18 protein-coding genes are annotated in these 20,642 nt (G+C 62.8%); 10 read left to right on the forward strand and 8 right to left on the reverse strand.

Going from position 1 to position 20,642, the window contains the following annotated elements:
- Nucleotides 1-109: 109 nt before the first annotated feature.
- Complete coding sequence (locus ACV1FX_RS08055) at nucleotides 110-1,948, forward strand: PHA/PHB synthase family protein (RefSeq protein ID WP_473117012.1); 1,839 nt, start codon at nucleotides 110-112, stop codon at nucleotides 1,946-1,948.
- 65 nt (nucleotides 1,949-2,013) lie between these two features.
- The gene (locus ACV1FX_RS08060; RefSeq protein ID WP_473117013.1) at nucleotides 2,014-2,412 is read left to right on the forward strand and encodes an MAPEG family protein; all 399 of its coding nucleotides are present in this window, start codon (nucleotides 2,014-2,016) and stop codon (nucleotides 2,410-2,412) included.
- A gap of 121 nt (nucleotides 2,413-2,533) precedes the next feature.
- On the opposite strand, the gene argC is transcribed toward ACV1FX_RS08060, so the two are convergent.
- The 3 genes from argC to ACV1FX_RS08075 all read right to left on the reverse strand — a co-directional run bounded on the left by argC (nucleotide 2,534) and on the right by ACV1FX_RS08075 (nucleotide 4,953).
- Nucleotides 2,534-3,517, reverse strand: a complete 984-nt coding sequence (argC, locus tag ACV1FX_RS08065) for an N-acetyl-gamma-glutamyl-phosphate reductase (RefSeq protein ID WP_473117014.1) — start codon at nucleotides 3,515-3,517, stop codon at nucleotides 2,534-2,536.
- The gene (locus ACV1FX_RS08070; RefSeq protein ID WP_473117015.1) at nucleotides 3,514-4,194 is read right to left on the reverse strand and encodes an FMN-binding negative transcriptional regulator; all 681 of its coding nucleotides are present in this window, start codon (nucleotides 4,192-4,194) and stop codon (nucleotides 3,514-3,516) included. The genes argC and ACV1FX_RS08070 overlap by 4 nt, the downstream gene beginning before the upstream one ends.
- Before the next feature lie 228 nt (nucleotides 4,195-4,422).
- Complete coding sequence (locus ACV1FX_RS08075; RefSeq protein ID WP_473117016.1) at nucleotides 4,423-4,953, reverse strand: DedA family protein; 531 nt, start codon at nucleotides 4,951-4,953, stop codon at nucleotides 4,423-4,425.
- A gap of 273 nt (nucleotides 4,954-5,226) precedes the next feature.
- Between ACV1FX_RS08075 and parE the strand changes: the two genes are divergently transcribed.
- The 5 genes from parE to ACV1FX_RS08100 all read left to right on the forward strand — a co-directional run bounded on the left by parE (nucleotide 5,227) and on the right by ACV1FX_RS08100 (nucleotide 10,526).
- Nucleotides 5,227-7,272: a DNA topoisomerase IV subunit B gene (gene parE / locus ACV1FX_RS08080; protein WP_473117017.1), complete on the forward strand. Its 2,046-nt coding sequence runs from the start codon at nucleotides 5,227-5,229 to the stop codon at nucleotides 7,270-7,272.
- A gap of 203 nt (nucleotides 7,273-7,475) precedes the next feature.
- Nucleotides 7,476-8,252, forward strand: a complete 777-nt coding sequence (locus tag ACV1FX_RS08085) for an outer membrane protein (protein ID WP_473117018.1) — start codon at nucleotides 7,476-7,478, stop codon at nucleotides 8,250-8,252.
- A gap of 245 nt (nucleotides 8,253-8,497) precedes the next feature.
- On the forward strand, nucleotides 8,498-9,295 hold the full coding sequence (locus tag ACV1FX_RS08090; RefSeq protein ID WP_473117019.1) for an outer membrane protein: 798 nt from the start codon (nucleotides 8,498-8,500) through the stop codon (nucleotides 9,293-9,295).
- Nucleotides 9,296-9,538: 243 nt separating this feature from the next.
- Nucleotides 9,539-9,724, forward strand: coding sequence for a hypothetical protein (locus ACV1FX_RS08095; RefSeq protein WP_449380816.1), 186 nt, complete (start codon nucleotides 9,539-9,541; stop codon nucleotides 9,722-9,724).
- Between the two features lie 31 nt (nucleotides 9,725-9,755).
- The gene (locus tag ACV1FX_RS08100) at nucleotides 9,756-10,526 is read left to right on the forward strand and encodes an SDR family NAD(P)-dependent oxidoreductase (protein WP_473117020.1); all 771 of its coding nucleotides are present in this window, start codon (nucleotides 9,756-9,758) and stop codon (nucleotides 10,524-10,526) included.
- 71 nt (nucleotides 10,527-10,597) lie between these two features.
- On the opposite strand, the gene ACV1FX_RS08105 is transcribed toward ACV1FX_RS08100, so the two are convergent.
- The 4 genes from ACV1FX_RS08105 to ACV1FX_RS08120 form a co-directional block, all read right to left on the reverse strand.
- Complete coding sequence (locus ACV1FX_RS08105) at nucleotides 10,598-11,497, reverse strand: outer membrane protein (RefSeq protein WP_473117021.1); 900 nt, start codon at nucleotides 11,495-11,497, stop codon at nucleotides 10,598-10,600.
- 272 nt (nucleotides 11,498-11,769) lie between these two features.
- A complete protein-coding gene (locus ACV1FX_RS08110) occupies nucleotides 11,770-12,540 on the reverse strand; it encodes an outer membrane protein (RefSeq protein WP_473117022.1) in 771 nt (256 codons plus the stop codon).
- Nucleotides 12,541-12,735: 195 nt separating this feature from the next.
- Nucleotides 12,736-13,995 carry an FAD-dependent oxidoreductase gene (locus ACV1FX_RS08115; protein WP_473117023.1) on the reverse strand — a complete coding sequence of 420 codons (1,260 nt, stop codon included), beginning with the start codon at nucleotides 13,993-13,995 and terminating at the stop codon, nucleotides 12,736-12,738.
- Nucleotides 13,996-14,033: 38 nt separating this feature from the next.
- Nucleotides 14,034-14,945, reverse strand: coding sequence for a LysR family transcriptional regulator (locus tag ACV1FX_RS08120; RefSeq protein WP_473117024.1), 912 nt, complete (start codon nucleotides 14,943-14,945; stop codon nucleotides 14,034-14,036).
- 102 nt (nucleotides 14,946-15,047) lie between these two features.
- Between ACV1FX_RS08120 and ACV1FX_RS08125 the strand changes: the two genes are divergently transcribed.
- From ACV1FX_RS08125 to ACV1FX_RS08135, 3 genes are all read left to right on the forward strand, one after another.
- Nucleotides 15,048-16,388 (forward strand): MFS transporter, encoded by a 1,341-nt coding sequence (locus ACV1FX_RS08125; RefSeq protein WP_473117025.1) that lies wholly within the window; start codon nucleotides 15,048-15,050, stop codon nucleotides 16,386-16,388.
- 9 nt (nucleotides 16,389-16,397) lie between these two features.
- The gene (locus ACV1FX_RS08130) at nucleotides 16,398-17,939 is read left to right on the forward strand and encodes a M81 family metallopeptidase (protein WP_473117026.1); all 1,542 of its coding nucleotides are present in this window, start codon (nucleotides 16,398-16,400) and stop codon (nucleotides 17,937-17,939) included.
- A 70-nt stretch (nucleotides 17,940-18,009) separates the two neighbouring features.
- Nucleotides 18,010-18,897 carry a carbon-nitrogen hydrolase family protein gene (locus ACV1FX_RS08135; protein ID WP_473117027.1) on the forward strand — a complete coding sequence of 296 codons (888 nt, stop codon included), beginning with the start codon at nucleotides 18,010-18,012 and terminating at the stop codon, nucleotides 18,895-18,897.
- A gap of 43 nt (nucleotides 18,898-18,940) precedes the next feature.
- Here ACV1FX_RS08135 and ACV1FX_RS08140 read toward each other — a convergent pair whose 3' ends face one another.
- Nucleotides 18,941-20,464, reverse strand: coding sequence for a caspase family protein (locus tag ACV1FX_RS08140; protein WP_473117028.1), 1,524 nt, complete (start codon nucleotides 20,462-20,464; stop codon nucleotides 18,941-18,943).
- Nucleotides 20,465-20,642: the final 178 nt, after the last annotated feature.

The following is a 20,642-nucleotide window of genomic DNA, read 5'->3' on the forward strand; positions in this document are numbered from 1 at the left end:
ACAGAACCAAGAACTATATCGCAGTGCAGCACATGTTCGCGCGCGATTAACCCTAGATGGTGTGAGCTTCGCGGTGACGAACGCGCAATGAACCGTTACTGTTCTCGTCATGAGTACCGTCACGACAGAGACACCCAAGTCCGGGACAAGCAAGTCTGGGACAAACACGTCCGAGACAAAGTTCAATGCGGAAGCCTTCGCGATGAACGTCGCGCGGGCGATGGAAAGCGGCGGCAAGGCGCTCGCCGCCTACCTCAAGCCGCGCGAAAGCGGCGAGGTGCAGGACCGTCCGCCGCCCGAGCTGAGCGAGATGGTCAAGACCTTCACTGCCGTCGCCGAATACTGGTTGTCGGACAATGCGCGCTCATCGGAGCTGCAGACGCGGCTCGCCAAGGACTATCTCGACCTCTGGGGTTCGGCAGCGCGCCGCATGGCCGGCGAGGATGCGCCGCCCGCGATCGCGCCCTCGCCGCGCGACAAGCGCTTCGCCGATCCGGAATGGAAGTCGAACCAGTTTTTCGATTTCATGATGCAGCTCTATCTGCTCACGACCAAGCGCGCGCACGAGCTGGTCAACGACGCGCAAGGGCTCGATCCGCACACCCGCCGCAAGGCGGAGTTTTACGTGCAGCAGGTCACCAACGCGCTGTCGCCGTCGAATTTCGTGCTGACCAATCCGGAAGTGCTGCGCCAGACGGTCGCAAGCTCCGGCGGCAATCTGGCGACAGGCCTGCAGATGCTGGCCGAGGACATCGCGGCCGGCAAGGGCATGCTGAAGATTCGCCAGTCCAATCCGGACAATCTCGAGCTCGGCGTCAACATGGCGACGACGCCCGGCAAGGTGATCTACCAGAACGAGATGATGCAGCTCATCCAGTATGAGCCGACCACCGAGAAGGTGCTGCGCACGCCGCTCCTGATCGTGCCGCCCTGGATCAACAAGTTCTACATTCTCGATCTCAAGCCGGAAAAATCCTACATCAAATGGTGTGTCGATCAGGGCATCACGGTGTTCGTGATCTCCTGGGTCAATCCGGACAAGCGGCTCGGCGACAAGAGCTGGGAAGACTACATGAAGGAAGGCCCGCTCACGGCGATGGACGTGATCGAGCGGGCGACCGGCGAGATGAAGGTGCACACCGCCGGCTACTGCGTCGGCGGCACGATGCTGGCGACCACGCTGGCCTGGCTTGCCGAGAAGCGCCGCCAGCGCGTCGCTTCGGCGACCTTCTTCGCCGCGCAGGTCGACTTCACCCATGCCGGCGATTTGCTCGTATTCGTCGACGAGAACCAGATCTCGGCGCTCGAGCACGACATGAAGGCCGCCGGCGTGCTCGAAGGCTCCAAGATGGCGATGGCCTTCAACATGCTGCGCTCCAACGACCTGATCTGGTCTTACGTCGTCAGCAACTATCTGAAGGGCCAGCAGCCGAGCGCGTTCGACCTCTTGCACTGGAATTCAGACGCAACCCGCATGACCGCGGCGAACCATTCCTACTATCTGCGCAACTGCTACCTGGAGAACCGGCTGTCGACGGGTACCATGGTGCTCGACAACACGCTGCTCGACCTCTCCAAGGTCAAGGTGCCGGTCTACAATCTCGCCACCCGCGAGGACCACATCGCGCCAGCCGAATCGGTGCTCTACGGCTCGCAGTTCTTCGGCGGTCCGGTGAAGTATGTGCTGTCGGGTTCGGGCCACATCGCGGGTGTCGTCAACCCGCCGGCCTTGAACAAGTACCAGTACTGGACCAACGACAACATCAGGGACGTCAACGTCGCGCAGTGGATGAAGGGTGCAGAGGAGCACAAGGGCTCGTGGTGGCCCGACTGGCGCGAATGGCTGGGTGGGCTCGATCCCGAGGAGGTCCCGGCGCGCACCGTGGGCAGCGCGGCGATGCCGCCGATCGAGGACGCACCGGGCAGCTACGTCCGCGTTCGCGCATAGCGGAATCTCTCGCGCTTTTGTATAAGCTCCCTTTTCGACACAGCGAATGAAGTGGGGATCGGATTATGACGCGCGAATTGTTCTGGCTGACCTTGACGGTGATCCTGACCGGCATCCTCTGGATCCCCTACATCCTCAACCGCTGCCAGGTCCGCGGTCTCTCGGGCGCGATGGCCAACCCGTCCCGCAACGACAAGCCGCATGCGGAATGGGCGAACCGGTTGATGTTTGCGCATGACAATGCGGTCGAGAACCTCGTGATCTTCGCGCCGCTTGTGCTGATCCTCAACGCGATCGACTATTCCAGCAAATGGACAGTGCTGGCCTGCGCCGTCTACTTCTGGGCCCGCGTCGCGCATCTGATTGTCTACACGCTGGGACTTCCGGTGTTCCGCACCCTCGCCTTCACCGTCGGCTTCCTCGCCCAGGCCGTGCTGGCGCTCGCGATCTTCAAGGTGTTTTGAGCGCGAAGCTCGCGCTTCTTCATGTCGTCATTCCGGGGCGGTGCGCAGCACCGAACCCGGAATCTCAAGATTCCGGGTTCGCCCTTCGGGCGCCCCGGAATGACGGAACGAGAGGCCTCAGCTACTCCTCCGGCAATCCCAGCATCAGCCGCAGGTTCTGCACGGCGGCGCCGGAGGCGCCCTTGCCGAGATTGTCGAGGCGCGCGACCAGCACCGCCTGGTGATATTTGTCGCTGGCGAAGACGTAGAGCTCGAGCATGTTAGTCTCGTTCAGCGCCTCCGGCTCGAGCCGGCCGCCCTTGGTCGCCTCGTTCTGGAGCGGCATCACTGAGACGTATTTCGAGCCGGCGTAGCGCTTTGCGAGCGCGGCCTGCAGGTCCGCGCCGCCGGGCTTGCCAGGCAGCGTGTCGAGCTGAAGCGGCACCGAGACCAGCATGCCCTGCCGGTAGTTGCCGACCGAAGGAATGAAGATCGGTCGCCGCGTCAGGTTCGAATAGAGCTGCATCTCCGGCAGATGCTTGTGCTCGAAGCCGAGGCCGTAGAGCTCGAAGGACGGCGCGCTGCCGTCTTCAAAGCTCGCGATCATCGACTTGCCGCCGCCGGAATAACCGCTCACCGCATTGACGGTGACGGGATAATCCTGCGGCAAGAGGCCGGCATCGACGGTTGGCCGCAGCAGCGCGATCGCGCCGGTCGGATAGCAGCCGGGATTGGAGACCTTCTTCGCGGCCTTGATCTTGCCGGCCTGATCGGGCGTCAGCTCGGGAAAGCCGTAGGCCCAGTCCGGCGCGACGCGGTACGCGGTCGAGGCGTCCAGCACTTTCGGCGCCGAGGCGCCCATGCTGTCGACGAGTGCGACCGTCTCCTTGGCGGCATCATCGGGCAGGCACAGGATGACGAGATCGACCTCCTCCATCAGCGCCTTCTTGGCCGCGGGATCCTTGCGCTTGTCGTCGGCAATCGTCTTCACCGCGACATCACCCTGCAGCTTGAGCCGCTCGTTGATGCCAAGACCGGTCGTGCCCGAGCCGCCGTCGACGAAGACGACCGGCTTCTTGGCGGCAGCGCCGACGTTCCGGGCTTGTTTGGTTTCAGCGAGGCTCATGTCGCGCTCCTTTCGAGCTTGTTCGTGTCATCTGCAAAGGCCTGATCCGCGAAGATTTGCGGCCGGGCCTGTCGCATCAATTGTGAAATCGCTTTCGCGTCGGCATCGCCTTCGCCGAGCGCATTTGAGATCGCGGCAAAGTCGGCCTCGGACTTGTGCTGGTTCAGCTTGAAGCTGCCTTCGACCTCTTCAACCGTCATCACCAGACCCACGATTGCCTTCTTCATCGCCTCCAGCCGTCCTGCCGTCATCTTGGCCGACGTCCAGGGCTTTTTCGGCAGCAGCCAGTCCTCGAACTTGGCACTGAGCGTGTCGATCTGCACGCTGAGTTCATCGTCCGACAACACCCGTACCGGCCCCGTCAGATGCACTGACTGGTAAAGCCAGGTCGGCACCTGGTCCGGCGAGACGTACCAATCCGGCGATACATAGGCATCCGGACCGTTGACCGCGAGCAGCCACGACGCGGACCCATCCGCGAGCTTTACCAGCGGATTGTGACGGGCAACATGAAAGGCGGCGTGCGGCGTGCCGTCCGCGGCGTAGCTCAGATAGAACGGCAGTTGCGACGCGGTCGGCCTCGAGCCGTCCCACGCGCAGAAGGTGCCGAAGCCGCGCTCGTCCGCAAGCTTGAGGCTCGCGGCGCGGTCCTGCTTGAAAAAGGGCGGTGTGTACATCGTGGTCTCCTGCTGGGGCTCCTTGTGGGGGCCGCCGGATCAGATCGCGCTGACAGGAGAGAGAATGCCGCGGACCGGATCCAGCGGCAAAGACGATGATCTCAAACGCGATCGACCGCCCAAACCGCGAGAGTGCGGCGGCGGCGACGGGCGAACAGGATGGTCGCGGCGTTGATCATGGCGCGCGGCTATAAGACCAAGTGGTTCCGACGTCAAGGTTTGACACGGTCATACCAGCCGCAAGATCCACTCCATGATCCGTGCCATCACGTCGCCGAACAACAGCAGCGCCGCTGCCCAGATCAGTGCCGAGACGAAATTGGCGACCTGAAAGCTCCAATACGGCATCTCGAAGATGCCGGCGGCGAGCGGCACGGAGGCGCGCAAGGGGCCGAAGAAGCGGCCGATGAAGATGCTCGGCACACCCCAGCTCCGCACGAAGGCCTCCCCCCGTGGCAGGATGTCCGGATAGCGCGACAACGGCCACATCTGCGCGACCTGTTCCTTGTAGCGGAAGCCGAACCAGTAGGAGACCCAGTCGCCGAGGGCTGCCCCGATCGCGCCCGCAATCCAGACCGGATAGAAACTGATGCCGCTCACCCCGATCAGGGCGCCGATCGCAACCAGCGCGCCCCAGGCCGGGATCAGAAGCGAGATGAAGGCAAGCGATTCACCGAATGCCAGAAGGAACACGATCGGTGCTGCCCAGACCTGGTGAACACGCACGAAGTCGGCCAGTGCGTGTGCAAACTGCTCCATCCAAAAATGCCTTCCCCGCCCCGCCGTGCGTCCTGGATCGTGAAAAGGACTGGTAAGCCAAGGTCTTGCGTGACATCAAGTCACAAAGACCGGCTCGGCGCGGGCCACGATGTCAAATTGCCGGGAACAAGGGGCCGTGACGGCGTAAAATCGCCGGGATTGGGCCGCAACGACATCGGCGACCGGTCGGGCGGTCACTTTTTCAGGCCAGCCGTGGCATAGTCGGCCTAACCGATTCGCCGCCTTCGCGGCCTTCAAAACGCATCAAGATACATGTCCAAGCAATTGAAAACCAAAGCAAAAGACGACCTTTTTGGCTCCGATGCGCCCAAGTCTCGCGCACCGGCCAAGGCGGCTTCGCGTGCGAGCGGCGGCGAGGCCGAGTACACCGCAGCCGACATCGAGGTCCTCGAAGGCCTGGAACCGGTCCGGCGCCGGCCGGGCATGTATATCGGCGGCACCGACGAGAAGGCGCTGCACCACCTCTTCGCCGAAGTCATCGACAACTCGATGGACGAGGCACTTGCCGGACACGCCACCTTCATCGAAGTCGACCTGAGTGCGGAAGGTTTCCTCACGGTCACCGACAACGGCCGCGGCATCCCCGTCGATCCACATCCGAAGTTTCCGAAGAAGTCGGCGCTCGAAGTCATCATGTGCACGCTGCATTCGGGCGGCAAGTTCGACTCCAAGGTCTATGAGACCTCTGGCGGTCTGCATGGCGTCGGCATCTCCGTCGTCAACGCCCTCTCCTCGCGCCTCGAGGTCGAGGTCGCGCGCAGCCAAAAGCTCTATCGCATGACGTTCGAGCGCGGGCATCCGAAGGGCAAGCTCGAGGATCTCGGCAAGATCAACAATCGCCGCGGCACGCGCGTGCGCTTCAAGCCGGACACCGACATCTTCGGCGCCAAGGCGGCGTTCAAGCCGCAGCGCCTGTTCAAGATGACGCGCTCGAAGGCGTATCTGTTCGGCGGCGTCGAGATCCGCTGGAATTGCGCGCCCGAGCTGCTGAAGGGCGTCGAGGACGTGCCGGCGGAAGCGACGTTCCATTTCCCCGGCGGGTTGAAGGATTATCTCGCCGCCGCGATTCATGCCGACACGCTGGTGCATCCCGACATCTTCTCCGGCAAGTCCGGCCGCAACGGCGCGCACGGCGCCTGCGAATGGGCCGTGGCGTGGACCGCGGACGCCGATGGCTTCCTGTCCTCCTACACCAACACCGTGCCGACGCCCGATGGCGGCACGCACGAATCCGGCTTGCGCAGCGCGCTGCTGCGCGGCCTGAAGGACCACGCCGAGCGCGTCGGCCAGGGCAAGCGCGCAGCCTCCGTCACCTCGGAAGACGTGATGGTGGGCGCCGCCGTGATGCTCTCGGTGTTCGTGCGTGAGCCGGAATTCCAGGGCCAGACCAAGGATCGTCTCGCCACGGCCGAAGCGCAGCGCATCGTCGAGCAGGCGATGAAGGACCCGTTCGACCACTGGCTCTCCGGCAATCCGAACCAGGCCAACAGGCTGCTCGACTTCGTGATCGATCGCGCCGAGGAGCGCCTGCGCCGCCGACAGGAAAAGGAAACCGCGCGCAAGACCGCAGGCAAGAAGCTCCGCCTGCCCGGCAAGCTCGCAGACTGCACCGACGCAGGCACCGAAGGCTCCGAACTCTTTATCGTCGAAGGTGACTCGGCCGGTGGCAGCGCCAAGCAGGCGCGCGATCGCAAGACCCAGGCCGTGCTGCCGTTGCGCGGCAAGATCCTCAATGTCGCCTCCGCCGGCAAGGACAAGCTGACGGCAAATGCACAGCTTGCCGACCTCGTGCAGGCGATCGGCTCCGGTACGCTTGCCCAATATCGCGAAGAGGATCTGCGCTATCAGCGCATCATCATCATGACCGACGCCGACGTCGACGGCGCCCACATCGCTTCGCTGCTGATCACCTTCTTCTACCGCCAGATGCCGCGACTGATCGACGAGGGCCACCTCTTCCTCGCAGTGCCGCCGCTCTACAAGCTGACCCACGGCTCCAAATCGGTCTACGCCCGCGACGACGCGCACAAGGAAGTGCTGCTCAAGAGCGAGTTCAATGCCAACGCCAAGGTCGAGGTGAACCGCTTCAAAGGCCTCGGCGAGATGATGCCAGCGCAGCTCAAGGAAACCACCATGGACCCGGCACGGCGGACGCTCCTCAAGGTCGTCCTGCTTGCCGACGACCGCGACACCACGGCCGACTCGGTGGAGCGCCTGATGGGCACCAAGGCCGAGGCGCGGTTTGCCTTCATTTCGGACAAGGCCGAATTCGCCAGCGAGGACCTGCTGGACGTGTGAGTCCAATTCTTGCTCAAGCCATTGATGTCCAAATGAGAATTCTTTACGGCCAAACTCGAACTGTGTCCTCCAAACAACTGCGGAGCGTTTTCCGGCGATTGTGTCTGGCCGGCAACAGCTTTTCGGTGGGAACCGGTTATATTCCGGGCATCGGTTGAACGGAATTCAATGCGCTCGCGCCTGTTGGAACTGGGGATTTGGATATGAAAAAGATTGTACTCGCTCTGACGGCGGTCGCAGCGATGACGGGTGCGGCTTCTGCGGCTGATCTGGCTGCTCGGCCCTACACCAAGGCCCCGGTGGTTTCGGCTCCTGTCGCCAACTGGACTGGCTGCTATCTCGGTGCCGGCGGCGGCGGTGCGATGACCAACAACGACCACAATGACGTCGATCCGCTGACCGGTCTTTCCGCAGGCCCGAATCTGACGACGGGTGCCCGTGGCTGGTTCGGCACGGTTCAGGTCGGTTGCGACTACCAGTTCCAGAACTGGGTCGTCGGTGGCTTCGCTGACTACGACTTCATGGACGTTCGGGGCGACATCTCGACCTTCGGTGTGACTGGCCCGATGTTCTTAGGTACTCAGAAGCAGGACTCCCAGTGGGCGGTCGGAGCCCGCGTCGGCTATCTGGTTCTGCCTCAGTTGCTCACCTACGTCTCGGGCGGTTATACGCAGGGCCATTGGAAGTCGACCGACCTGGCCGGTACAGGCTTCTTGGCCGGAACTACCACGACACTCTCGGGCTTCACCAAGAGCGGTTGGTTCATCGGTACTGGCGACGAATATGCTCTGACTAACTTCCTGCCGGGCCTGTTCTGGAAGACGGAGTATCGCTATTCAGAGTTCGATCGCGCAAATCAGCCGGTCAGCTTTGGTGGGGTCGTGGTTGGATCGATGACCGAGAAGCTTCGCGAGCACAGCGTGCGCAGCGAGCTGGTCTACCGCTTCAACTGGGGTGGCCCAGTCGTCGCGAAGTACTGATCTGAAATTCGACATCGACTTCAAAAGCCCCGGCATCGTCCGGGGCTTTTTCGTTGCGATAGATCCGTACTGGTGGCACGCGCGTCCTGACGCTCAGGTCTTGACCCGTCGTTTCAGGCTGTGAAGTCACATTGCGGTTGTGTCGGAACGGCAACAGCATTTTCCAGGGAATCGTCTATAAGCAACCCATCGGTTGAATCGTTTCCGGCGCACCCGCGTCGTGTAGCCAAGGGTTGGAATTCAAAATGAAAAAGTTCGCACTTGCTTTCACGGCGATCGCAGCGATGACGAGCGCGGCCTCTGCCGCTGACCTGGCCGCACGCCCCTATACCAAGGCTCCGGTCGCGGTTGCTCCGGTTGTCAACTGGACGGGCTGCTACGTCGGCGCCGGCGGCGGCGGTGCGATGACCAACAACGACCACAACGACTTCATTACCGCAACTGGTGTTGCCATTAGTCCCAATCTGACAACCGGCGCGCGCGGCTGGTTTGGTACGGTTCAGGGCGGCTGCGACTACCAGTTCGCCGGCACCAATTGGCTTGTCGGTGCCTTCGCTGATTACGACTTCATGGACGTGCATGGCGACATCTCGACCTTCGGTGTCACTGGACCGATCTCGGTCGGATCGCAAAAGCTGGATCAACAGTGGGCGGTCGGCGCTCGTGTCGGCTATCTGGTGCTCCCCCAGTTGCTGACTTACGTCTCGGGCGGCTACACTCAGGCCCACTGGACGGGGACGAGCATGGTCACCTCCAATGCTGCGATCGGGGCTCCTCCGACCACTCTGCCCGGCGCAACCAAGGGTGGCTGGTTCATCGGCACCGGCGACGAATATGCGCTGACAGGATTCCTCCCGGGTCTGTTCTGGAAGACCGAGTACCGTTATTCGGAATTTGACCGCGCGAACGTCGGGATCAACTTCACTGCCACCGGTTTGCCGACCGGCCTTTCGGAGACCCAGAAGTTCCGCGAGCACAGCGTACGCAGCGAGCTCGTCTATCGCTTCAACTGGGGCGGTGCTCCGCTGGTCGCCAAGTACTGAGCCGATCTCGATACGAGATCTCAAAAGCCCCGGCATCGCCCGGGGCTTTTTTCTTGCCGCACTCTCAGCAGGACGTAACGGCCGCACACTCTCCAGCCGCGCCATGTCGGCCCATTCGGAAGCGTGGTGGTCCGCGCGCCATTGTCACCCCGCCGAAGCTACGGCTAGTCTGGCGCTGAAGTTTTCGCGACCGCCGGCGTCGATGCCGCGCCGCGACAGAAGCACACCGGTGGGGAGGGACGCATGCGCAGATTTCTGCTGACCGCGGGCCTGTTTGCGACCGCCCTGGGCCTGATCTGGATCGGACAGGGCACGGGCACGTTTCCCTGGCCGCGATCGAGCTTCATGGTCAACCAGCTGCAATGGGCCGGCTATGGCGCGGCCATGGCCGGGTTCGGGCTGGTCCTGATCTGGGAAAGCAGCCAGTAGAAGAAACCAAACAAGAAAAGGACATCACAGCATGACATCCAGCCGGTTCGATCTCCGCGGCAAGGTCGCGATCGTCACGGGAGGCAATGGCGGAATCGGGCTCGGCATGGCCCGCGGGCTTGCCGACGCCGGCGCCGACATCGCCGTGGCGGGACGGAACGAAGCAAAGTCGAAAGCGGCCGTCGAGGATCTCCGCCAGCGCGGCGTCAAAGCCATTGCGGTCGCGACCGATGTCACCGACAAGACGGCTGTCGAGGCGATGATTACGCGTGTCGCAAAGGAGCTCGGCCGTATCGACATCCTCGTCAACAATGCCGGCATGAGCATCCGCAAGCCGCCGCACGAGCTCGAGCTCGACGAATGGAACACGGTGATCGACACCAACCTCACCAGCGCCTTCATGTGTTCGAAGCTGGCCTACCCGGCGCTGAAGGCGTCCGGCAACGGCAAGGTGATCAATATCGGGTCGATGATGTCGATCTTCGGCGCGAGCTTCGCGACGGCCTACGCGGCCAGCAAGGGCGGCATCGTGCAGTTCACGCGCGCCTGCGCCAATGCCTGGGCGCCTGATAACATCCAGGTCAATGCCATCCTGCCGGGCTGGATCGACACCGATCTCACGCGCGATGCGCGCCAAGAGGTGTCGGGACTGCACGAGCGCGTCCTCGCGCGCACGCCTGCAGGACGCTGGGGCGCGATCGACGACTTTGCCGGCATCGCGGTGTTCCTGGCCTCACCGGCATCCGCCTTCGTCACGGGCACCGCTATCCCCGTCGACGGCGGTTTTTCCGTGATGGCCTGAGATCGCGACAGCCGTGAAAAAAGCCCCGGCCAGGGCCGGGGCTTTGCATCATAGGATCGGTCAAGCCGGTATCAGTATCTGGCGACCACCGGGCCACCAAAGTGATAGTTGATCTTGACCCGTGCCACGTGCTCGCGGTCGTCAAATCGTGCCGTGCTCGTGTTGAAGAAAAATCCGCCAGCCGGCGCCAGCGTGAGCGTCGTCCTGCCAAGATCGACATAGAGATATTCGGCACCGATCGACCAGTTCCTCGCGAACAACCATTCGGCACCTGCGCCAACAGTCCAACCGACCCGCGTCGTGTCATCGCTGACCGTGCGACACGTTCCCGACGGGGCAACCGGACAAGCGACGCCCGGGGCAAGGACTTCCGTCATCGAGTGCTTCACAGCGCCGACGGCGAGACCGCCGGTTGCGTAGAGCAACCAGCTGCCGCCGGCATAGCCGATACGGCCACGGACCGTGCCGAGGGCGCCCTGCTCAGAGCGGAAATAGGCGGTGTCGGTTGCGACACTGCCCATGGGCGCACCGGCCGCTGGATTGGACCCGAACCGAACGAAGCTGTGCTGGATGAGTTGTTGCCAGGCCCCGTCACCCTCGATGCCGACGACCCAAGTTCCCATCTGCCAGTTGTAGCCAATCTGCGCACCGCCAATGAAACTGCTCGGACGCGAGCAGTTGGTCGAGAGGTCGAAGGGATTGGCGCCCACGAGGACGGGGGCCGCTACGCCTGCGGGTGAACCGCAGAACGTGAAGATGTTGCCGGGCGTCGTGAACGGCATGTCATAGCCGAGCCGGTTGTCCGACCACGCCCCACCGAGATTGCCGCCGAGATAGAAACCGGTCCATGTCCAGACTTCCGGAATCGGAACGGGTGTTGCCTTGACGGCCATGTCTGCCGCCGATGCAGTCCCGACAATTCCTGCAGAAAAGAGCGACGCTGCGAGCGCCCAGCCCAAGCGATATTTCATTTATTCCCCCTGCAAAAAACACTTGATGAAAAAGCGAATTTAATTCCGGGAGAAAGGATAGCTTTCTTGGCACGATCAAACGAGTTGGAACCCGCGGCGGCGCTTCACATCGTTTCGCTTTTTCATCAAACGTTGCACACCAGCAACGTTCTGCACAATTCAGCGGTAAAATAGGCTGCGATAGGTCAATAGTTCGCACCTAACTGGTGCGCCAAAAGCAAAAAGCCCCGGCCGATTGCCGGGGCTTTTCGCCGTGCCGTCGCGATTGAGTCTCAGTAGCGCGCGATGACCGGCGCGTCGAACTTGTAGCTCGCGCGCACCACCGCCCACTGAATGTCACGCGGCTTGGCATCGAAGGTGTAATTTCCCGAGGTGCCGCCGAGCTGGTAGGTCTGGCTGACGAAGGCGGCGTAGTTGTATTCGAGGCCGACGATCCAGTTGCGCGTGATGCCGTATTCCCAGCCGGCACCGACGGTCCAGCCGCTGGCCCAGTGGGTCTGGCCGCCCGAGCCGGTGAACGGCCCGACAGTGTCGGTGACCGAGAGACGATTGTTCACGCCGGCGTAGCCACCCTTGATGTAGAAGAGGTTGTTCTGCACGGCGTAACCGGCGCGGCCGACGATCGTTGCGAGAACATTCGCGCGCCAAGTGAAGACGTCGTCGCCCGCACCGAACGCCGTATTCACGACGGTGCCCTTGTTGTCGAGCCCGGAGATCGTGCCTTCGGCGCCGAACACCCAGTTGCTCGCCTGCCAGTTATAACCGATCTGGGCGCCACCCATGATGCCCGAGCCGCGCTGACGATAGCCCTCGCCCGGAACCAGATCGCCGAACGGCGCGCCGGTCCCGTTGTTGATGAATTGCTCGTTGGTCCAGGCGCCGCCGATGTGGCCGCCGACATAGAATCCCGTCCAGTTGTAGAGCGGCTCGATATAGGCCGGCGCCTTCGTGTAGGGCCGCGCGGCGAGGTCGGCGGCGGAAACGTTACCGGCTGCGGCGAGCGCGCTGGTGCAGGTGACGGCGGCAATCAACTTGGAACGCATGGTACAACCCCTTGTCCTCAGATGGGCGCAAGCTCACAGACAGTTCTTACTAAAACTGGAATCAACAGAGTTAAGCGGCAGGATCGGCTTTCGGCCGCCTCGAATCCGATTGCGCTGTTGCCCGTGCGCAACGCGCGTGGACTGGCTTAACGCGATGTTATCCCTACCAGGCCGTTGGACATCGAAGCGGCGCGATCACGATGCGCGCGCGACCGGCGAATGCACATGCTCCGGCCGCACGCCGAGCGCGACAAAGCGCGCGGGAATTTTCTGAAGCCACGGCAGCGCCGTGACCAGGCGAACGATGAGCGGAACCTTCACGGGCTGATTGCCCGGCCTGAGCGCGCCACTGATGATGTTGTTCTGTACGACGACCTGCATCGCCTGCGTCATCTTCACCGGAAACGCCCGCCGTCGCTGCACGGCGTCGAGCTCGGCTTGGGAAGGGCAGCCGTTCCGAAGCTTGTCGGCGAGCAGATTGGCCGTCGCAACCGCATCCTGGACCGCGAGATTGACGCCGACGCCGCCGACCGGCGACATCGCATGGGCGGCATCGCCGATGCAGAGCAGGCCCGGTCGGGTCCAGCGGCTCAGGCGATTGATCGCAACCGTGAGAAGCTTGACGTCGTCCCAGCTCTTCACGTCGGAGATGCCGGATGAAAGGATCGGCGCCATGCGGACAACGTCGTCGAGCAGCGCCGGAAGCCCCCTCGCCTTCACCGCGTCATACTGCCCCTTGGCGATGACATAGGCACATTGCCAGTACTCGCCGCGATCGAAGGTGATCATCATCTTGCCGGGCTCGACGCGAGCGAACACGTTCTCGGTCTCGTCCTGCCTGCGGCTCGCGCGAAACCACAGCACGTCCATCGGCGCGCCGATCTCCTCAACGCTAAGGCCCGCGCGCTGGCGCACGATCGAATGCCGGCCGTCGCAAGCGATGGTCAGATCCGCCTCGATGTCGATCGGGCCCTCCGGCGTCGTCGCGCGCACGCCCGCGATCGTCTCACCGCGCCGGATCAGGTCGGTTGCCTCCGTGCTCATCATCACGTTGAGCGAGGGAAAGCGCTGACCGCTCTCACGCAGGAAATTCAGGAAGTCCCATTGCGGCATGAAGGCGATGAACGGGTATTTCGTGTCGAGCCGGCGGAGATCGGCGATGCGCACCGGCGTGCCGCCGAACATGCCGTCAAGCGTCTGCAGGCGCTGATGCGGCAGCTTCAGGAAGCCATCGATCAGGCCGAGCTCGTCCATCACCTGGAGCGTCGAGGGATGCACGGTGTCGCCACGAAAATCGCGGAAGAAATCCGCGTGCTTCTCCAGCACCACGACATCGATGCCGGCACGCGCCAAGAGATAGCCGAGCATCATCCCGGCCGGCCCACCCCCGACGATGCAGCAGCGAACTGTCAGGGAACGAGATGCGGCGGGCTGTTCCGGCGCGCTAGCGTTCATGATCCGGTCCTCGAAGGTGGTTCAATCCGCAACAATGATTATAGCGCGTACTCGGCACCAAGCCGCCGAGTCACGAGATCGAGAAATTCACTCGCCAGCGGCGAGATGTTCAGGGATCGGTGGCGAATGACGCCGACAGTCCGCTTGATCTCGGGAGCGGAGATGGGGACTGCCCGGATATTGGAGCCAGGATCTGTCGGGAGGGCCATTGCCGGCAAGATAGCGCAGCCGACGCCCGCTTCCAGGAGTTCGAGGATGCAGGAGACGTGTTCGACTTCGTAGAACCACCGCAACTTCAGGGCCGCGTTTCCGAGCAAGACCTCGAGCAGAAGCCTGTTGCCGCTGTCGCGTCCCCCAATCATGAGCCGAACCTTTGGCATCGCCTGTAGCTCTTGCAGCGCGATCTCCCGGCGAGCGACCAGCGCGTCGTCCTTATGCACGGCCAGGACAAAACGGTCTGCCAGCAATGGTACGAATGTCAGATCAGGGTCGGGCCCCGGGTCCACGCCAACCCCGAATTCGGCCAACCCTGACAAGACCTGGCGAACGACAAAGTCCTGGTTACCGTCGAAGACCTGCACGCCGACGTTCGGATGGCGATCGGTGAACGTCTTCAACAGGACCGGAAAGGCCTGGCAGACCACGGTCGGAATGCTGGCCACCCGAATCTTGCCGTAACGCCTTTCGGCGACCTCCCGGATCGAATCGAGCATCCCGTTCAGATTGTTGATTTGCTGGCGCGCCATCGGAAGGAAGTGGCGTCCAGCTCCGGTGAGGACCACCGATCTGGTGGTGCGGCTGAACAGTTCGACACCCAGCGTCTGCTCCAGTTTCTGGATCCGGCGCGACAGGCCGGGCTGGGTCAGATGAAGCTTCTCGGCTGCGCGTTGGAAATTCAGCAGCTCCGCCGCGATCACGAAGGCTTCGAGTTCAGCGTTCTCGACTTTCATGCGGAAGTCTCATCAGTCGCAAGCGAACCCGCATTGGACCTCGATGTCAGCGGTTTCTACGATCCCAGGGTTTAGCCAGACCGAAGGAAACAGGTAGCATCGATGCCCATCCAGCAGCAACTCGTGTCGCCCGTTACGATCGCCACCACTGCATTACCCCAGGTGGCCGAGGCGGACGCGACGTACCGGAAGATCGTGCTTCGCATCGTGCCGCTCATCCTCGTCTGCTACTTCTTCGGCTACCTGGATCGGGTGAACGTCGGCTTCGCCAAGCTTGGCATGGTCAACGATTTGCATCTGAGCGAGGCCGCCTATGGCCTCGGTGCAGGCCTGTTCTTCATCGGCTACCTGCTGCTGCAGGTGCCCGCCGGCTACCTGGTCCAGCTCTATGGTCCGCGGAAGTGCATCGCAGCGTCAATGATCTCATGGGGACTCGTCTCCATGGCCACCTTGCTGACGCGGGACGAAGCCAGCTTTTACGTGCTTCGGTTCTTGCTCGGGATCACGGAGGCAGCCTTTTTCCCCGCCGTGATCGCCTTCTTCAGTGTCTGGTTTCCCTCATTCAGGCTCAGCAAGGTGATGTCCCTGCTGTTCCTCGCCCTGCCCCTCGGCGTGATCCTCGGCGGTCCGTTGTCCGGATGGATCATGGACGTTACCCACGGCGGCTATGGCCTGAAGGGCTGGCAATGGATGTTCCTGCTCGAAGGACTCCCGGCGATCCTGCTTGGGCTGATCTCGATCAGGGCGATCGTCGAGCGGCCGGACGATGCTGCATGGTTGACGCCGGACGAGAAGGCCCTGGTGCAGCGAGAGCTCGCTCAAGAATCGAGGGACAAGCAAACGAGCTTGTGGCCGGCGTTGCGTGAGCCCACGCTGTGGATCTTGTTCGCGACGTCATTTCTCTACAACCTCGGCAATTACGGCCTCGTTTTCTGGATGCCGAGCATGATCAAGTCGATCGGCGGGCTGACGAACTTCCAGATCGGCGTCGTGACCGCACTGCCCTACCTGATCGCCGCCTGCGCCATGCTGCTCAATTCGATCCACTCGGTGAAGACCGGCGAGAGGCTCTGGCATACCGCAACGCCCCTGATCGTCGGCGGCGCCGCCCTGCTAGCGGGCGTGACCATGCGAGATACGCCGATGCTCTCCTTCGTCTGCCTGACCATCGGCATCTCCGGCATCCAGTGCACACTGGCCATGTTCTGGAGCTTGCCTTCACGCGTGCTTGCTGGAACGGCAGCGGCCAGCGGGGCCGGACTGGTCAATATCGGCGCGGCGAGTGCGGGCTTTGCAGGTCCAACCGTCCTGGGCGTCCTGAACCAACTGACGGGCAGCACGACGGCCGGCGTCTCGCTGCTGGCAATCGCGCTGTTCGCCGCGGCCGCGTTGATCTTTGCGATTCCGCGCCACCTGATGGCTCGGCACGTCGCCTCGGCCTAGGAAAGCGTCATGGTCCATGAGCCTTCAATCCCTTCCGGGCCCGGGCACGGCATCCTCAAGCCATTTCGGATCGCTATCGCCGGCTTTCATATTGAGTCCGTGAGTTTTCTGCCAGCCGTCTCGACCTGGGACGATTTCGAGCAGGTGGCCCTGCGCGGGGATCGCATCGTCGACGAGCTCCAAGGCACAAACACCGTGATGGGCGGCTTCATCGATATCTGCGAACAGGCTAGCGTGGCGTTGGCTCCGCTCGTCCACACCGCCCTCGGCGCGGTGGGGCCGGCCACCGATGAAGCCGTCAGACGCTATGCGGACGAGATGGCATCAGGCGTCCGCGCCTTGTCGGACCTCGATGGCGTGCTTCTCTTCCTCCACGGGGCGTGCTGGACGGCTTCCTATCCGGACCCCGAGCGCTTCATCATCGACACTGTGCGCGCTGCCCTGGGGCAAGACAAGCCCTTGATCGTCGCGCTGGACTATCATGGCAACATCGATGCAGACACGCTGCAAAACGCGACCGCGGCGTTCGCCTATCGAAAATCGCCGCATACGGATACGGGAGACACGGGACGGCGTGCCGCCATCTGCATGCTCCGCACGCTGCGTGGAGAGATTTCGCCAACATGGGCGATCGCCAAGCCGGGCGTGCTTGTCCCCTCGATCTTCAGCGCGACTGCGCTGCGCCCCTTGGCGGATCTCATCGAGGAAGGCCGGCGCATCGAGCGTGACGGCGAGCGCTACACCGATATTTCCCTGATGGCCGGCTTTTCCTATGCAGACGCACACAATGCAGGCTTTTCGGTGCTGTGCGTCACCGACGGCGACCGCGTGCGCGCCCAGACGATCGCAGACCACCTTTCGGAACGGATCTGGAGCGAGCGGCATGCACTCTCCAGACCTTTCGAGGTCTACACCGCCGAGGCAGCGGTTTCCCGGGCGTGCACAGGCCTGACGATGCGCAGGACGCAGCGGCGCCCCTACGTCCTGGTCGAGCACGCAGACCGCATGAACGACTCCACGTACCTGCTCGCGGAGCTGCTGAGGCGCGGTGTCGCGCGGGCTGCCGTACCGTTTCTCTGGGATGCGGCCGCAGCTCAGAAAGCGTTCGAAGCCGGCGTAGGTGCTTTGGTAAAGCTGAAGCTCGGCGGCCACAGCTCCGAAAAGGCGGGGCCGACGCTGGACATCACCGCGCGCGTGAAGTGGGCAGGCCCGAAATCGTACCGCGTGACGGGCTCCTACATGCATGGCATGCCTGTAGACCTCGGAATGACGGCGTTGCTTGACGTCGATGGCGTGTCGGTGAGTGTCGTCAGCGCTTTTGCATTCGCAGTCGATGGCGACGCATTCGGCGTGTTTGGCCTGCGTCCGGAAGATTTTGACATCATCGTGCTTCGTTCAAAGACCCATTTCCGTGCCTTCTACGAGGGATTGGCGGAGGAAATCATGATCGTGGATACGCCGGACCACGGCGTCGCCGACCTGCGGCTCCTGCCCTACGAGCGGCTGGATACGCATCGCGTATTTCCACTGGCTCCTGAAAGCGCCCATTGATGTCGACTGAACACGGGCAGTGGGCGCAACGCGCGGATCGCTGGGCCCGCGACAGGAGAACGGACTAGCGATGATCAGCAAGATAAACGTGAGCTTGATCCAATTTGACGTCCAAGTGCTGGAGCCGGCGTTGAATCTCGAGCGAATGCAGGCGGCGATACGATCGGAGGCAAAGGCGGGCGCGCAGTTGATCGTATTCCCGGAGTTGTCGAACACGGGATATGTGGAGCCGCTGACGCCCGGCGCAACTTTCAGCCCGGAATCCGGCGGAGCCGAACAATATGCCTTCCGATTATTCCAGGCCGCCGAACCCGCGAACGGGCCCTTCATCACGTCGCTGTGCGATCTCGCCCGTGAGCACGGCCTCCATGTTGTCGTCGGGCTGGCTCTCCGTCACCCCGTGCAGCAGGGCGTGATGCACAATGCGTCAGTCCTGATTGGCCCTCACGGCGTGCTCGGCACCTACCACAAGATTCATCGCTGGCATCTGGAAAAGCTATACTTCGTCGCCGGCGAGAGCATCTCGGTGCAGCAGACGATGTTGGGGCCGATTGGCATGCAGATTTGCTATGACATCCGGTTTCCGGAGTTGACGCGGGCGCTCATGGTGCAAGGCGCCCAGATCGTCACGAATATCTGGGCGTCGTTCCGCCCGAAAGACAAGCCCCTGGAAGACGAGCAGATCTTCACGCACCGCGCCTACACGCGCGCAACCGAGAATGGCGTCTTCTTCCTGAGCTGCAACCGCGCCGGCAGGCAGGGCAATTGCGCCTTCATGGGCCGAAGCATCATCGTTGCGCCCGACGGCAAGATTCTTGCGCAATCCACCACGGAGGACGAGGACGTCGTACGCGCGGAAATCGACCTTGCTGACGTTGCCCGCTACCGAAGCTATGTCGGGCTCGCGACAGACAGGCGCGCGGATATTTACTCGCGATACTTGACGGCACCCATCTGAAAACCCCACCGCTTGGCTCGGCATGATGGCTCAAGCGAGCAGTTCAATTGTTGCTGCGGTTCGCGGTGCGAAAGCTCTTGATCTCCGAGACGCTGCCGTCGCGATAGGTCAGCTCCACCGACACGACCTGTGTCGACGGTGCGAGCTTCATGTAGAGCGGCATGCCGGCGGAGATCGCGGTAGGGTCGCGCATATCGCAAGGCGGCATCTTCAACACCTGGTTGGGGACCGCGGTGTCGATGCCGATGCGGACCTCGCGGATGGCGCAGCGGTAGGACACAAGGTGCGTGTAATAGACGAGCAGCCCGTTGAATTCACGGAACGACAGCCAGCTCGTCGCGGTCATGTCGAGGATCTTGCGTTGGTCGCGAAGCAGCCCGGCCTCGGGGTCGAACTTGATCGGGAACGGGCCCTGCATGTCGCCGGAGGCATCGACGTAGCGAACCTCGATGGTGCCGGCCGGCGCATCCGGGGGCAGTTCGATCGACGGGTTCGGAATCCGCTTGCGGGTGCGCGGATCGAGCGAGTCGATGAAACCGGTCTCGCGGAAATCGCCCTGGCCTGCCATCCGCCAGGAAATGCCGAGCGTGGGATCGGCGAAGGAGAACACCACCGACCAGCCGCCATTGTGGCGCGAGAAGCTCGCGATCGGCGCATTGGTGGATTCCTCTTTCGGCACGCGCGGCACCGAGACCGGCGGCAGCGCCGCGACCTTCTGCGGCGGCGGCTCGGCGGGGCGCGCCGCGGCATCGGCCGCAGCCTTGGCCGCGCCGCTCAGGAAGACGTCATCGACCATCTGGTCGAAATAGACCGGCACCTGCTTGTGCTTGACGGTGTCGGCCATCTCGCTGACCAGCCGCCGCGTACGCTGAGCCACCTGCACGAGGTTCTCGCCGGGCTGCAGCAGCTCTTTCGCAAACGTGCGCGTGAACACTGAATTGGGATTGGCATCATCGTTCGACAGTCGATCGAGCGCGGTCTGGCGCGGGCCGGCGGAGAACACCGAGAACACGCCTTCGGGCAATTGCGTCATCGGCGCGAGCCCGCCCCCGCCGGCGACTGCGCGCGTGCCGGCGCGCTCGAACGGATTGTTGCGGCAGGCGTCGAACACCAGGATCGAGGTACGCGCCTTCTTGTTCTGGAGGCGCTCGACAACGCGGTCCGCCAGGATGGATGCATCGCGCACCAGCTCTTCCTGACCTTCGGTCGCCGCCGGCACATCGGTTGGCAGCAGATAATTCTGGCCCGCGATCTCGAAACCGTGGCCGGCATAGAAGAAGAACGCGGTGTCGCCGGGTTCGATCGCCCTGTCGAAGGCGAGCAGCGTCTCGGTGAACTGCTGGCGGTTCTGGTTCTCGGCCACCATCACGGAGAAGCCAAGCTGCTTCAGCGTATCGCCCATGGTGCGGGCGTCGTTCACCGCCTTCAAGAGCTTCGGAACATTCTTGTAGTCATTGTTGCCGACGACGAGCGCGACGCGCTTTTCGGCATGCGCAGCGCCCGCGAAGCCGCTCAGGCTCATCGCAAGGCCAAGCGCTGCTAAAATTCTGAAAAGCCGATGCGCCATCGAAAATCCCCTTTACGGAAGGCTCGATCCGGCTCTTTCGACCGGCCATTGCCCCTGCCGTGCTGATTTCATAGTCGGCCAAATGGTGGCAAGGGTTCAATAAACGGAACCGTCTGGCGCGACGTCTGAGCTATGGCAGATTCCGTCGGAATCTGCTTCTTCTTTGCCAATTCAGTTC

Source organism: Bradyrhizobium ingae, from assembly GCF_055791185.1.

Bases quoted from the DNA above. Each gene is read 5' to 3' on its own strand.
- ACV1FX_RS08105 (WP_473117021.1), bottom strand. From the start codon at position 11,497: ATGAAATATCGCTTGGGCTGGGCGCTCGCAGCGTCGCTCTTTTCTGCA.
- ACV1FX_RS08135 (WP_473117027.1), top strand. From the start codon at position 18,010: ATGATCAGCAAGATAAACGTGAGCTTGATCCAATTTGACGTCCAAGTG.
- argC (WP_473117014.1), bottom strand. From the start codon at position 3,517: ATGAGCCTCGCTGAAACCAAACAAGCCCGGAACGTCGGCGCTGCCGCC.
- parE (WP_473117017.1), top strand. From the start codon at position 5,227: ATGTCCAAGCAATTGAAAACCAAAGCAAAAGACGACCTTTTTGGCTCC.
- ACV1FX_RS08090 (WP_473117019.1), top strand. From the start codon at position 8,498: ATGAAAAAGTTCGCACTTGCTTTCACGGCGATCGCAGCGATGACGAGC.
- ACV1FX_RS08115 (WP_473117023.1), bottom strand. From the start codon at position 13,995: ATGAACGCTAGCGCGCCGGAACAGCCCGCCGCATCTCGTTCCCTGACA.
- ACV1FX_RS08085 (WP_473117018.1), top strand. From the start codon at position 7,476: ATGAAAAAGATTGTACTCGCTCTGACGGCGGTCGCAGCGATGACGGGT.
- ACV1FX_RS08120 (WP_473117024.1), bottom strand. From the start codon at position 14,945: ATGAAAGTCGAGAACGCTGAACTCGAAGCCTTCGTGATCGCGGCGGAG.
- ACV1FX_RS08075 (WP_473117016.1), bottom strand. From the start codon at position 4,953: ATGGAGCAGTTTGCACACGCACTGGCCGACTTCGTGCGTGTTCACCAG.
- ACV1FX_RS08055 (WP_473117012.1), top strand. From the start codon at position 110: ATGAGTACCGTCACGACAGAGACACCCAAGTCCGGGACAAGCAAGTCT.
- ACV1FX_RS08060 (WP_473117013.1), top strand. From the start codon at position 2,014: ATGACGCGCGAATTGTTCTGGCTGACCTTGACGGTGATCCTGACCGGC.
- ACV1FX_RS08095 (WP_449380816.1), top strand. From the start codon at position 9,539: ATGCGCAGATTTCTGCTGACCGCGGGCCTGTTTGCGACCGCCCTGGGC.
- ACV1FX_RS08125 (WP_473117025.1), top strand. From the start codon at position 15,048: ATGCCCATCCAGCAGCAACTCGTGTCGCCCGTTACGATCGCCACCACT.
- ACV1FX_RS08140 (WP_473117028.1), bottom strand. From the start codon at position 20,464: ATGGCGCATCGGCTTTTCAGAATTTTAGCAGCGCTTGGCCTTGCGATG.
- ACV1FX_RS08110 (WP_473117022.1), bottom strand. From the start codon at position 12,540: ATGCGTTCCAAGTTGATTGCCGCCGTCACCTGCACCAGCGCGCTCGCC.
- ACV1FX_RS08130 (WP_473117026.1), top strand. From the start codon at position 16,398: ATGGTCCATGAGCCTTCAATCCCTTCCGGGCCCGGGCACGGCATCCTC.
- ACV1FX_RS08100 (WP_473117020.1), top strand. From the start codon at position 9,756: ATGACATCCAGCCGGTTCGATCTCCGCGGCAAGGTCGCGATCGTCACG.
- ACV1FX_RS08070 (WP_473117015.1), bottom strand. From the start codon at position 4,194: ATGTACACACCGCCCTTTTTCAAGCAGGACCGCGCCGCGAGCCTCAAG.